The sequence below is a fragment of the Granulicatella seriolae genome, assembly GCF_024543085.1.
GTDB lineage: Bacteria > Bacillota > Bacilli > Lactobacillales > Aerococcaceae > Granulicatella > Granulicatella seriolae.
The window spans coordinates 253602-265949 of sequence record NZ_JANHNZ010000001.1; the positions used below are offsets into that span (position 1 = coordinate 253602).

General features: G+C 34.2%; 12 protein-coding genes and 1 tRNA gene. 2 read left to right on the plus strand and 11 right to left on the minus strand.

All coding sequences use genetic code 11. From position 1 onward, the window contains the following. Positions 1–16: 16 nt before the first annotated feature. The 4 genes from gap to NPA36_RS01125 form a co-directional block, all read right to left on the minus strand. Positions 17–1018: a type I glyceraldehyde-3-phosphate dehydrogenase gene (gene gap, locus NPA36_RS01110; protein ID WP_256944274.1), complete on the minus strand. Its 1002-nt coding sequence runs from the start codon at positions 1016–1018 to the stop codon at positions 17–19. 33 nt (positions 1019–1051) lie between these two features. Continuing rightward, complete coding sequence (locus NPA36_RS01115; RefSeq protein ID WP_256944275.1) at positions 1052–2095, minus strand: sugar-binding transcriptional regulator; 1044 nt, start codon at positions 2093–2095, stop codon at positions 1052–1054. Positions 2096–2681: 586 nt separating this feature from the next. Then, positions 2682–3917, minus strand: a complete 1236-nt coding sequence (locus NPA36_RS01120; RefSeq protein WP_256944276.1) for a site-specific integrase — start codon at positions 3915–3917, stop codon at positions 2682–2684. 59 nt (positions 3918–3976) lie between these two features. Beyond that, a complete protein-coding gene (locus tag NPA36_RS01125; protein WP_256944277.1) occupies positions 3977–4255 on the minus strand; it encodes a helix-turn-helix transcriptional regulator in 279 nt (92 codons plus the stop codon). A gap of 175 nt (positions 4256–4430) precedes the next feature. Here NPA36_RS01125 and NPA36_RS01130 point away from each other — a divergent pair, with 175 nt between their 5' ends. Then, the gene (locus NPA36_RS01130; RefSeq protein ID WP_256944278.1) at positions 4431–4673 is read left to right on the plus strand and encodes a hypothetical protein; all 243 of its coding nucleotides are present in this window, start codon (positions 4431–4433) and stop codon (positions 4671–4673) included. Between the two features lie 66 nt (positions 4674–4739). On the opposite strand, the gene NPA36_RS01135 is transcribed toward NPA36_RS01130, so the two are convergent. From NPA36_RS01135 to NPA36_RS01150, 4 genes are all read right to left on the minus strand, one after another. Then, positions 4740–4812, minus strand: a tRNA-Arg gene (locus NPA36_RS01135). A 454-nt stretch (positions 4813–5266) separates the two neighbouring features. Further along, positions 5267–5458 carry a helix-turn-helix domain-containing protein gene (locus NPA36_RS01140; protein WP_256944279.1) on the minus strand — a complete coding sequence of 64 codons (192 nt, stop codon included), beginning with the start codon at positions 5456–5458 and terminating at the stop codon, positions 5267–5269. A 34-nt stretch (positions 5459–5492) separates the two neighbouring features. Further along, on the minus strand, positions 5493–5900 hold the full coding sequence (locus NPA36_RS01145) for a sigma-70 RNA polymerase sigma factor region 4 domain-containing protein (RefSeq protein WP_256944280.1): 408 nt from the start codon (positions 5898–5900) through the stop codon (positions 5493–5495). Positions 5901–5963: 63 nt separating this feature from the next. After that, positions 5964–6416, minus strand: a complete 453-nt coding sequence (locus NPA36_RS01150; protein WP_256944281.1) for a hypothetical protein — start codon at positions 6414–6416, stop codon at positions 5964–5966. A 585-nt stretch (positions 6417–7001) separates the two neighbouring features. Between NPA36_RS01150 and NPA36_RS01155 the strand changes: the two genes are divergently transcribed. Further along, positions 7002–7340: a helix-turn-helix domain-containing protein gene (locus NPA36_RS01155; protein ID WP_256944282.1), complete on the plus strand. Its 339-nt coding sequence runs from the start codon at positions 7002–7004 to the stop codon at positions 7338–7340. A 42-nt stretch (positions 7341–7382) separates the two neighbouring features. Here NPA36_RS01155 and NPA36_RS01160 read toward each other — a convergent pair whose 3' ends face one another. The 3 genes from NPA36_RS01160 to NPA36_RS01170 all read right to left on the minus strand — a co-directional run bounded on the left by NPA36_RS01160 (position 7383) and on the right by NPA36_RS01170 (position 12324). Next, positions 7383–9914, minus strand: a complete 2532-nt coding sequence (locus NPA36_RS01160) for a heavy metal translocating P-type ATPase (RefSeq protein WP_256944283.1) — start codon at positions 9912–9914, stop codon at positions 7383–7385. 15 nt (positions 9915–9929) lie between these two features. Next, positions 9930–10250 carry an ArsR/SmtB family transcription factor gene (locus NPA36_RS01165; protein WP_256944284.1) on the minus strand — a complete coding sequence of 107 codons (321 nt, stop codon included), beginning with the start codon at positions 10248–10250 and terminating at the stop codon, positions 9930–9932. A gap of 121 nt (positions 10251–10371) precedes the next feature. Further along, positions 10372–12324 carry a heavy metal translocating P-type ATPase gene (locus NPA36_RS01170; RefSeq protein ID WP_256944285.1) on the minus strand — a complete coding sequence of 651 codons (1953 nt, stop codon included), beginning with the start codon at positions 12322–12324 and terminating at the stop codon, positions 10372–10374. Positions 12325–12348 lie beyond the last annotated feature (24 nt).

The window sequence follows — 12348 nt, forward strand, 5'->3', positions numbered from 1 at the left end:
TTGTTATTGAAGTAAATTATAGTTTAGCAAAGTATTCTAAAGTACGAACTAATTGTGCAGTGTATGACATTTCGTTATCGTACCAAGAAACTGTTTTAACTAATTGTTTGTCGCCAACAGTCATCACTTTTGTTTGAGTTGCATCAAATAATGAACCGTAAGTGATTCCAACAATATCAGATGAAACAATTTCATCTTCTGTGTAACCATAAGATTCGTTAGCAGCAGCTTTCATAGCAGCGTTAACTTCTTCTACAGTAACTGGTTTTTCTAATACTGTTACTAATTCAGTTAATGAACCAGTTGGAACTGGAACACGTTGAGCAGCACCGTCTAATTTACCATTTAATTCTGGGATTACTAAACCGATAGCTTTAGCAGCACCAGTTGTGTTAGGAACGATGTTAGCAGCTGCCGCACGTCCACGACGTAAGTCTCCACCACGGTGAGGAGCATCTAAAGTATTTTGGTCACCTGTATAAGCGTGAATAGTTGTCATCAAACCTTCAACAACGCCAAAGTTATCTTGTAATGCTTTCGCCATTGGTGCTAAACAGTTTGTAGTACATGAAGCACCAGAGATAACTGTTTCGTCACCAGTTAAGATATCATGGTTAGTGTTGAATACAACTGTAGGAACATCGTTACCACCAGGTGCAGAGATAACCACACGTTTAGCTCCACCTTGTAAGTGTAACTCAGCTTTTTCTTTAGAAGTAAAGAATCCAGTACATTCTAATACGATATCCACGCCTAGGTCACCCCATGGGATTTCAGCAGGATTTGGGTTAGCAAATACTTTTAATTCTTTTCCATTAACTGTGAATGAACCTTCATTAACAATAACTTCACCGTTGAAACGACCTTGAGTTGTGTCATATTTTAACAAATGAGCTAATTGTCTTGCATCTGTTAAATCGTTAACCGCAACTACTTCGATCCCTTCTAAATCTTGGATACGGCGGAATGCTAAACGTCCAATACGTCCAAAACCGTTAATACCTACTTTTACTGTCATAATTTGATTTCCTCCTTGGAAATAATTTTATTTTTAACGAGTTGCCTCGCTTAAAACCAGATTAGCAACACCTTGATCAACCACAAACCATGTTTTTAACCTTGGTGCTAGTTTGGCATAGGCTTTTAAGGCCTCTACCTTTTCTATTCCCGTTACAATTGCAACTGAGAAAGGAATAGATGTTAAATCACTCAAATGCAGCCCTACTCGTGGCAACTTATAAACCACTTCTCCGGACGCAGTAAAAAAACAGCCGAAAGCTTCACCGATTGCTTTTTTTTCATGGATGAGTTCTAAATCCTCAGATTTAAGTCCTCGTCTCTCTCCCATTATTTTAGCATCTCCGACACTATATAACAAACAGTTTGCGTGTTTCATCAAATTTATTGCTTTAGATATAGTCGGTTCTTGCATAAGAGGAAGATATGTCTCCTTGCTGACATGTTCTGGAATATAGAGAGAATAGTGTTTACCACCAGTTCTACTGGCCATCATCTCACTAACACTAGAGGCTTGAATGATGGTAGATCCACCTACACCACCTCGTGCAGGAACAAATGTCAGACTTCTATGTTTGGATAGCTCCTTAGTAAATCGACTAGCTAAACTCGCCATAGTCGTTCCACCCGTTACCGCTAGGATAGAATCTCCAAGAGGTAAAATCTGTTCTAAAATGGCTTGAACCGCATCCCCAATGGATTGGTTGAGCAATTCCTGATAACCATCTCCTGTGGTTTTTTCAACAATACGACAAAAGGATACTCCTAGTTTGGAAGCTAGTTGTCTCTCCAAATAGCTCATTGTAATCAGGCAGTTCGCTTGTGCACTCAACTGTGTTAGAAGCTCCGCACCTACATCTGTCAAGACCATCCCTTTAGACTGAATATCTATCAGTTTTTGGTCCTTGAGCAAATCGGTTTCAGTCCTAAGTGTCCTCTCAGTCATCTCTAGCTCTTTGGCTAAAGAACGTCTGCCAATTGGTTGATGGTTAGCAATCATCTGAAGAATCCTAAACCGAACTCTCATGCTAACAAATGACTCAGGCACAAGGTCCTGCATCAATGAAAATGCATCCATAGCAGACTCCTTTCAAAGGGTTCACTAACAGGGTCTAAAAACGTCCCTCTTAATTTCTAGATTGAATTTCAGACACTTCCAGTAAAATGACTCATATATCATTTACTACACGTTCATTCTATCAGTAATTATTTTAAAAATCAAGCCTAAACTTTCCCTTTAGAGAAAGATGTTAGAAAAAGTAAAATTAAAACCGGTCATTTATCTGGACGTTTTTTGTCCCATATTAATAAATTTGTTTTTGAGCATTCATAACAACTTAACAAGAAAGATTCTGATTTGAAAAGATTTTTTATTTCTATATCCTATGAATTGCTCAAAAACGTTTTTATCTGTAATTTGACAAAATAGCAAATAATATAAGACTTACATATATTTGTTCGTGACTCTTGATATTTGTTAGGGAATCAGATAAAATTATTCTATTGTCGTCACCTTAGTGTAATGGATATCACATAAGATTCCGGTTCTTTTAATACAGCGTGTCCAAATATCTAGTTAAAATGCTTATATATCAATGTTTTTCAGCACTTTTTTTGACAGAGAAAAGTGCTATTTTTGTGCGATAGATACATAAATAGATACATCATGCTTCAATTTTAGCCTCATCCAATGTTTTTTTAAATCCTGAGTATACAGTTAAACCGACAACGTCTTCAGTATTTACATAAGTACGAGTGATTTCTGTATCAGAATGGGTGAGAGCACTAGAAATGTCATTCATCGTTACACCAGCCTCTCTAGCAAGCGTTGCAAAGGTGTGTCTGAGCTTATGGGGTGTTAGATGGGCTAATTCAGGGTGACGCCTCTCCATAGCCTCTAAGCGTCTATTAAGATAGCATGCATGAACTTGCTGATTCATTTCACCTTTTCTATTAGTAAAAGTGAATAGAAATTGTTCTTCATCTTGTTTTACACCCATTTTAAATAATTCTTTCTTTTGAATTCGTCTCCATTTAAGCAAAATTTTATAGAGCTCATCAGGAATTTGAAAGATAGTTTTCTTACGGCCTTTTGTAGGAACTACTGCAGCATTTCTATCTTGAGCCTGAACTAAACGAATACACTTCTTTTTAAACAGAATATGCTTCCATTGTAGGGCATAGGATTCAGATTTTCTATCTCCTAATATCATAGTGATCATAAATAGGGCATAATCTTGAAAAATAATATCCCCGTTGATTAAGTCCGTGCTTAATGCTTCCAAATATGCATTTAATTCTTTTGCTGACAATGCTTTATTCTTATGATATTTTTCTTTAGCTAATTCATCTTTTTTAGGGGAGGTTAATAGATTCATAACTTTATCTAGCCTATTATATTCGATATATCCAAAAACTTCAGCAATATCAAAAACCTGGACCAAATATATTTTTATTTGATTGATATTCGCATACTCCATAGATTTTTTTCTCATCTTTGCAGAAACAATTTCTAATCTGTCATTCAAATAATTCAATGAAAAATCACCAAACATTGGAAGCAAATGATTCTTAAAAATTCTCTGAGTATTTTCAACTGTAGCTGAGGATGGAGATTTTTTTGTTCGACTCGTTTGTCCAACTAAATACATATCCCACCAAATTTCCTCAAAAAATTTTTTAAATTTTATGTTTCCCTTAAGTTCTAATGATCGAGCAGAATTATTTTTGATAACTTTATCTATACTTTTTTTCATATCTTTTTCGGCTTTCTCTGCTTCTTCGAAAGTGGAAAAAGTTTTTTGAAATCTAGTAGAGTCAATACCGGATATTTCACGAAATTTTACTGGATAAGGGACGTTAACTTTGAATGAACCGCTTTTTTGTTTTTTAATAGACATGTTTTTTCTCCTTTCTAAAAGCGGAACATAGTCTATCTACGCTCATATTGTACCATGATTTAGCTAATATTTGAACGCTCTGTCATCCATTGATCCACTTGCAATTTATCAAAACGTATTACACCTTGAATTTTTATTAAGGGAAAATCTTCATTCTTTATCATTTGGTCAAGTTTATTGTTTGACACTCCGAGATAGGAGCATACTTCAAATTTTTTCATATAACGAATTCCATGATAATCTTTAAACTTCTCAACTTCTTCGTTTAAAATTTGACGCAATTCTGTTTTAAGTGTTTCTTTTTGAGTGTTTGATAGTTCAAATCGAATTGTCTCCATAACAAAACCTCCTCGTGAAACAGTTTTAGAAACAATATCTAAAAGAAGTCCCCTATCGAAAAAGTGTGTTTTTTGACTAAATTAACAATTTTACCCCTACAGTACCCTTTTTTATACAAAAAATGCCCTTGTGGTGGTATAATGATTTTTGTGCAAGAAGGGAGGTTGAAGCCTTATGCAGCAAGGAATTGCTGATATTGCTAAAATTCACGAAATTTTGGAAAAAAAGACCGCAAATGACATTTCAAAAGGAACTGGAATCAGTTTAAGCTCTATTAAAAAGTTAAAATCTGGGGAAAGATCAATAGAAAAATTGAACTTAAAAGATGCAATAGTTTTAACAAATTTTGCAGTTGGTAATACATCAGCTGAGATAGAAATTTGGCAAAGAAAGTATATAGTAGAAGGGTCTGAATAGTACCTACACAATTATTAGGAAAATATAAAAAAGCTGAAACCCTAAAATATAAGGTTTCAGCTTTGACGCCCCCGAGAGGATTTGAACCTCTGGCCAACAGCTTCGGAGGCTGTCACTCTATCCACTGAGTTACGGGGACCAATTCACTTTTATAAGTCTAATGCTTTTAGTTAGTAAAATCAAGAGAAATTGGTTTATTAATCCTAAGTATTTACTGTTTTCTTATAATGTAAATCTTTAAGATTTGTAACTCAATGATTGAGAAGTTTTAATTCTTTATACAGTTTTTACATCTATTAGTTGCGATTGTCCATCGCCATAGGTTTTAGCAACCTCCCCCCAGTCTTTGGCGGCCTTGCGGAAGTATCATTATCCTCTAGTAAGTCTTAGCATCACAGAATTGACTAAAAACTATGACGATTGAAAGTATTTTTATCGCTCGTTGATTTGATCAAGTTAAGGCGATACTTCAATCTCGCTCGTACTAGATTAATGTAACTAATAGATTTATTCAGTTTTCAAAGATCAATTTGTGTTTCTACTTAATATAAATAAAAGTAAAGGAATAAATGATACACTTTACAAAAATTGTTTCATTCCCTTAATTCAAACTTTTCAATCGAGGCTATCAAAGCAACGACACATTCTTGGTAACAGTCTTTATCTAAAATGCCATTTTTCCTAGAAACTTTTTTCATTAATGGTTCAAATCGTTCAATTATTTCTGCTACAGCACTCGTTTGTCCTTGTCTTGCAGCAACATAAAGATCGTAAAGACTTTCCATGATAAACACTCCTTTTGTTACTTAATTCACATGTTTAGTTGAAGTAATGCTTCTTCCAGTTCTTTATAATCCTTTTATACATTCGATTCTTAAAATTAGTTACAGCAGGTCTCCCTACACCAAGTTTTTGACTTAGTTCTTCATCGGTTTGATCAAATATTACTTTGTTAATGAGTATAAACTTTTCTTTATCATTTAATTCTTCCAACACTTGTCTTAATTTTTCGTCTTTAATATACAATTTAATATTAAATATTACGATATTAGGAATTTCAAATGTATCATTCATTGATACTGGGTCTATAAATTCTCTTGAAGTATCATCTATTAGTATCTCTAAATTTTGTTCTCGAATTTTCTTGTAATTATATTGTGCAGCTCGATTTCTGATTACACGCACGAAATAGCTAGTCAACTGAGCGCTGTATACATCTTTTTTCATCTGAACCACTTCTCTTTCAAGTATTATTGAAAGAAGTAGCTAGGTTATTACCATGATGGATAGCTAATGAAGTCGATATTGCCAGTATCCTCTATATGCTCTTTCTACAGGTATATGCTTATCTTTATTCATTCTGGGTAAAATATTAACACTTAAATTTTTCATAGATACTTGGTAGTCTCCTTTTTCTTTTAAAATTGAATAAATCTCTTGATTTCTTAAAGGTGTTTGAGATTCTTTTAGTATTGAGGCAATAGTCAGACTTATTTGCTGATACGACACTATCTTTTTAGGAATAGAACGGTCAGTCATATATCTTTGAATTTCACTTTCCTTTTTTAAATCAATTTTTGAGCTTTTGCTGGTTTCTAAGTTAAATTGTTCATCATTGGAATCATTGTCCAATTGATTAAGTTTTTTTTTCAAATCATAATAAAGCTCAGTCAGTCGTCTCCTTTCCTCTATTATTAATCTCATCTGTTCATAGATATATTTTTTTTCATCGTATTTGTCCATCTGCTTCTCCTTTCGTAGTAATAAATAAAATAGGAGTTAAAAATGATACGGTTAACAGAAAATTTTTAGTCGAAGTAATATAAGATATATAGGCTGTATTCGATTCATACTCTCACCTCCTTTCGTAGCAAACACCTTAAAGGTGAGAATTGATTATTTTTCAACACTTTTGGAACAACGCAAAAATGCGAATTTACTGAATGATAGTCCAGAAAATTCGCACTTATAATTCCCTTAATAGGATTTGACAAATCACTTTTTTGAGCATTTTTACTCACTGATTTATAAATATTTTTTTTAACTGTATTACGGCTTTTTTTATTTTTTTATTTTCAGTATTAGAGTAATTCATAATAGTCGCTCCAAAAACTGATTATTTAGTTAGATAACAAAAAAAGACGATTTAGAAACCGTCTAATCTTATCTCGTTTAAAACATACAAAGAGAACCACTAAATGACAGTTTTTTTTTATCATTAGCAGTTAACTGTTATTTAAAATCAGGAACTATTGAAGGTGCATGCACATTATATAAGACCTGTTTCCTGTTTAAGAGGAACAGTATAATGTTATTGGGTGATATATAATGTTTGATGAAAATGAAAAATTTGATTTTCGACCTATTGGTCTTGCCATAAAAGAAGCACGTATGAATCAAGGTTTAACTCGTGAACAAGTAGGATCAATCATCAAGATTGCGCCTAGATATTTAACGAATATTGAAAACCAAGGACAGCAACCTAGTTTGCATATTTTATATCAGTTGGTAACACTACTTAATGTTTCTTTAGATAGTTTTTTCTTAGAGCAAAAAGATACAATAAAAAGTTCTAGACGAAGACAACTTGAAAGTATGTTGGACGAACTAAACGACGAAGACTTGGTCATAGTGCAAGATATAATCAAGATAATATTTAAGAAATAAAGAAAAAATCAACAAAATCTTACCTTGCTGAAGACTAATACTTTATTTTTTTATCTTAGCTAAGCGTAATGCATTCAAAGTGACAATCACTGCTGCACCAGAATCACTTAATACTGCCATCCATAAAGACAACCATCCAGGAAAAATAAAGACTAACGCAATCAATTTGATAACCAAAGAGAAAATAATATTCTGTTTAATAATTTTCAATGCACGTTTACTCAAATCAATCGTATAAGGTAATTTTTCCAAATTGTCGGCCATCAATACAATGTCTGCTGTTTCAATCGCTGTATCCGTTCCTGCACCACCCATTGCGATACCCAAATCGGCTATTGCTAGAGCAGGCGCATCATTGATTCCGTCACCAATCATGGCAACGACTTCTTGTTGCTTTAATTCTTCAATCGCCAATACTTTATCTTCTGGCAACAAGTTCGCTTTGACATCCGAAACACCAGCTTCGTTAGCAATTTTTTGTGCTGCACCTTGATTATCACCAGTCAACATAACTGTTTTACGAATACCGACAGAAGACAATTGGGTGATAGCATCTTTTGATGTTTGACGAATCTTATCCGCTACGCCAACCAAACCTATAATTTTTGTGTCAGTTCCTAGAAAAACAATCGTATGTCCAGTTTTTTCTAGGTTTTCTGCTGCTTGCCTATGTGTTGAACTAAATACCTTTTCGGAAAAAAGACTAGTTGAACCCGCATAATATTTTTGCCCATCGATTGTTGCTTCAATTCCTTTTCCTGTAATTGTTTGAAAATCAGTGGATTCAATCATGGACAGCTCTTGTTCTTCAACAAATGAAACAATCGCTTTTCCGATTGGATGGGTCGTGTGGCCTTCCAAAGAAGCTAAAATCTGTAAGAAGGTTTCTTTTGACCCTTCATAAACGGATACTTCTGTCACTTGTGGTTTGCCTTCTGTAATCGTCCCCGTTTTATCAAAAGCAATCGCTGTTAATTCGCCAGCTTTTTCTAAAAAAGTGCCCCCTTTGATTAAGACACCATTTTTGGCGGCATTGCCAATGGCAGATACAATCGAAACAGGTGTAGAGATAATTAAGGCACACGGACAGGCAACCACCAATAATTCTAAACCTCGATAAAACCAAGTCGCAAAATCCGCTTGAAAAACAACGGTTGGTAAAATCATCACCCCTAAAGCTAAAATAAAAACAATTGGTGTATAGATTTTAGCAAACTTATCAACAAACGCTTCAGACGGAGCTTTATTAGCTTGTGCGTCTTCGACCATTTGAATGATGTGAGCAATCGTTGAATCTTCTGACAAATGAGTCACTTTTATTTCTAATGAGCCTTCTTGATTAATCGTTCCCGCAAATACTTCAGCTTGTTCGGATTTATAAACAGGAATCGATTCTCCTGTGATCGGTGATTGATCCACCATTGAATTTCCTTTAGTTACTAGTCCATCCAACGGAATTCTTTCGCCAGCCTTTACCAGTAAAGTATCACCCAATAGAATATTTTCAACCGCTACTTCAACAAATGTCGTCCCACTTTTTACGAAAGCTGTTTGAGGTGTTAAATCCATTAATCCTTGAATCGACCTGCGTGTACGTTCCACAGCTTTATTTTGTAAATAGTTTCCAATCGCAAATAAGAAGACAACTAGCGCTCCTTCTCCCCATTCACCAATAATCCCTGCGCCAATCGCTGCCGTAACCATCAATACATTCATATCCAACGACTTACTTTGCACTGCATAAAAAGCACTTCTAGCCGGTCGCCAACCACTAATCATCATAGATGCTGCAAAGAAGAATGGCGCAATAGGAAGATTAATTGAAAAGACTGAGCTACCATACCCCAAAAGTAAAAGAATTCCTGACAAGATCAAATTTTTAGTGGCCGAATCGATCGTTCCTTTTTTAGCAATAGCCGTTTGTTCTTTTTCAACAACTCCTTGATAACCTAACTTCTTTAATTCTTTTTTAATCTCTGTTAACGGATTGGTATGTGCGACTACCATAGAACCATTCGCAAAACTTACAGAAACAGTATCTATTTCCTTCATCTTAGAAAAATGTTTCTCAATCGTTTGAGCGCAACCGCCACAATCCATCCCAGTGACTTTTAAGGTGTGTTCATTTTTTGAGAGCGTCTGGACCAGTTGATAACCTAATTTTTCGACGTGTTTTGGAATCGTGTTTAAAATATCATTGTTGCTGACAGTAACATTCATTTTTCCTGTACTAAAATTGACTTGTACCTCTTCAATACCAGACAGTTGTTTCAAACCTTTTTCAATTGTTAAAGCGCAGCTGCCACAATCCATTCCAGAAACTTGGTAGGTTTTCTTGATAGGGCTTGTATTTTCTTTTGATTCTTTTTCATAATGACAACAGTCGTCCACTTCTTCTTTATCTTCACTACAACAAGATGATTGTTCTTTCTCAAGACAACAATTCGATTCAGATGAAGAAGGAGTTGATTCACAACAGGAATCGGTCACTACTTTCGTCTGATTTTGACAACAATTTTCTTTTTCTCGATGTGTGTGTGATTCACAACAAGTTGATTTTATTTCCTTACTCATAACCATTCCTTCTTTCTATTCCATATGGTGTTTACATTCAATCACTTCGCCATCCCAATGAAAATCCTGAACCGTTTCATTAAGAAAATCCATGAGTTGAGTAATTTTTGGTGTGGTAATGGTATAAAAATAATATTTTCCTTCCGTACGTTTTTGAATCAAACCGCAATCGCGTAAACAGGCCAAGTGTTGAGAAACACTGGATTGTGAACCTTCTACTTGCTCGATCAACTCTGTGACATTGACTTCTCCATTCCTCAACACTTGTAAAATTTGATACCTAGTTTTGTTGGACAAACCATGAAGTAATTTTAGTTGTAATGTGTAATCTTTCATATACATCCACCTTTCAAATTAAGTTTTACTAATATAAAAATCATATTAACATTTTTTAATATGTACGACAACAAAAAACTTACTAAAATAATTTCAGTAAGTTTTTTTCTATTGATTTATTTTAATTATTTAAAAATTTTTTAGGAGTTCTTAATAATCGAATACCATTCAAGATAACAGCGATTGTGCTAAATTCATGTAGAATGACACCTAGCGCTATATCCATTTTTCCAAGGAAATTGAGAATAACTAAAGTCACAACTACAAACATTGAGAACCAGATGTTTTGCCAAGTAACTTTGTCCATTTTTTGAGATAGTTGATGTGCATAAACTAATTTTGATAAATCATTTTTCATCAATACCAGATCCGCCACATCCATCGCCACATCAGTTCCTTCTCCCATCGCTATTCCAATATCTGCAGTAACCAATGCTGGCGCATCATTAATACCATCTCCAAGCATGGCTGTCGTCCCATATTTCTTTTGTTGTTCTTGAACTATTTCGGCTTTATCTTCTGGCATAACGTTGGCCACAACCTCGTCGATACCTAATTGTCTTCCAATTGCTTCTCCAGTTAATTTAGCATCTCCAGTAATCATAGTGGTATGAATTCCTACTTGTTTGAAATAATCAATCGCTTTTTTAGCATGCTCATTAGGAAGATCCATTAATGCCACATAACCAATCACTTGTTCATTTTCAGCTATAAAGACGACAGTTTTTCCTTCCATCGATAATTTTTTTTCTTGTTCTTTATAAACAAAAGATACTTTATCAAAAGAAGATGGTTTTCCAATTCTATATTTCTTATTATCATAATTTGTTGATAAACCTTTACCCACTTCATTTGTGACCTCAATGTTTAATGTTCTTCTTTTTGGAAACTTATTAATAATTGCTGTCGCCAGAGGATGGTTCGATTGTTTTTCCATTGATACTACAAGATCAATCATTTCTTCTTGATCTAAATCTTTGTCAAATTCAAAATTAGTTACTTCGGGTTTACCATGAGTTAAAGTTCCAGTTTTATCAAATGAAATTGATTTTACATCAGAAAGTTTTGAAAGAAAAGCTCCCCCTTTAACTAATACTCCTTTTCTAGACAAATTTGAAATAGTAGAAAGTGTTGTAGGTACTGCACTAGCAGCTAAGGCGCACGGTGAAACTGAGATTAAATAAACCATACTTCTATATAAACTTAATTCCCAAGACCAATTAAAAATAAAAGGACCTGCTAATAAAACTAGTGGATACAACAATAAAACTATGGTCACATATCTCGGTTCTAATCGTTGAATCAACGTTGCAGTTTTTGTTAAACTCTTCTGAGATTGATTAACCAATTGTAAGATTTTTGAAAACACTGTTTCCGAACTATCTTTTGTTACTCTCATGGTAAATGATCCCGCACCGTTAATTGTACTACCAAAAACTTCATCACCAACATTTTTTTCTTTAGGAATACTTTCTCCATTAATTGACGATTCATCAACGGATGTAGAACCATTAAGTATCACACCGTCCGTTGGAATTTGATCTCCATTTAATACTTGTAGTGTATCGCCGACATTGACTTCATCCACAGGAACAACCTTAGTAGAACCATCAGATAAAATTATACGAGCTTCTGTCGGGTTTAAATTAAGTAAATTCGTAATTTCTCGTTTGCTTTTTCCATCTACATATTCTTCTAAAAAATGCGCTCCAGCAAAAATAACAATTAATAACGCACCTTCCTCAAAATTACCAATTAACACAGCTCCCGCAGTAGCTAAAGCCATAAGAAAATGAACATTAGGCATAAACTTCTTAGCTTTTTTTGTATTTCGAATCGTATCACCGATTCCTTCTCCAACGATGTGATAACCCGAAGTCATTATTGTCAAACTAAATGCAATATTTGCGATTAAACCATTAGTTCCTTCAAGGAAAAGACCTCCAACATATAAGAATAAACCAATGAAATACATTATAATTTGTAATTTCCCTCCATGATTGTGGTCATGATCATGAGAGTGATTATGATCATGTTCATGATTATGTTCATGATTATGATGTTTTTCTACCATTTAAAACAACTCCTTAAAAGTTTA

Bases quoted from the DNA above. Each gene is read 5' to 3' on its own strand.
- NPA36_RS01145 (WP_256944280.1), bottom strand. From the start codon at position 5,900: ATGAAAAAAGATGTATACAGCGCTCAGTTGACTAGCTATTTCGTGCGT.
- NPA36_RS01120 (WP_256944276.1), bottom strand. From the start codon at position 3,917: ATGTCTATTAAAAAACAAAAAAGCGGTTCATTCAAAGTTAACGTCCCT.
- NPA36_RS01160 (WP_256944283.1), bottom strand. From the start codon at position 9,914: ATGAGTAAGGAAATAAAATCAACTTGTTGTGAATCACACACACATCGA.
- NPA36_RS01155 (WP_256944282.1), top strand. From the start codon at position 7,002: ATGTTTGATGAAAATGAAAAATTTGATTTTCGACCTATTGGTCTTGCC.
- NPA36_RS01115 (WP_256944275.1), bottom strand. From the start codon at position 2,095: ATGGATGCATTTTCATTGATGCAGGACCTTGTGCCTGAGTCATTTGTT.
- NPA36_RS01165 (WP_256944284.1), bottom strand. From the start codon at position 10,250: ATGAAAGATTACACATTACAACTAAAATTACTTCATGGTTTGTCCAAC.
- NPA36_RS01170 (WP_256944285.1), bottom strand. From the start codon at position 12,324: ATGGTAGAAAAACATCATAATCATGAACATAATCATGAACATGATCAT.
- NPA36_RS01125 (WP_256944277.1), bottom strand. From the start codon at position 4,255: ATGGAGACAATTCGATTTGAACTATCAAACACTCAAAAAGAAACACTT.
- NPA36_RS01150 (WP_256944281.1), bottom strand. From the start codon at position 6,416: ATGGACAAATACGATGAAAAAAAATATATCTATGAACAGATGAGATTA.
- NPA36_RS01140 (WP_256944279.1), bottom strand. From the start codon at position 5,458: ATGGAAAGTCTTTACGATCTTTATGTTGCTGCAAGACAAGGACAAACG.
- NPA36_RS01130 (WP_256944278.1), top strand. From the start codon at position 4,431: ATGCAGCAAGGAATTGCTGATATTGCTAAAATTCACGAAATTTTGGAA.
- gap (WP_256944274.1), bottom strand. From the start codon at position 1,018: ATGACAGTAAAAGTAGGTATTAACGGTTTTGGACGTATTGGACGTTTA.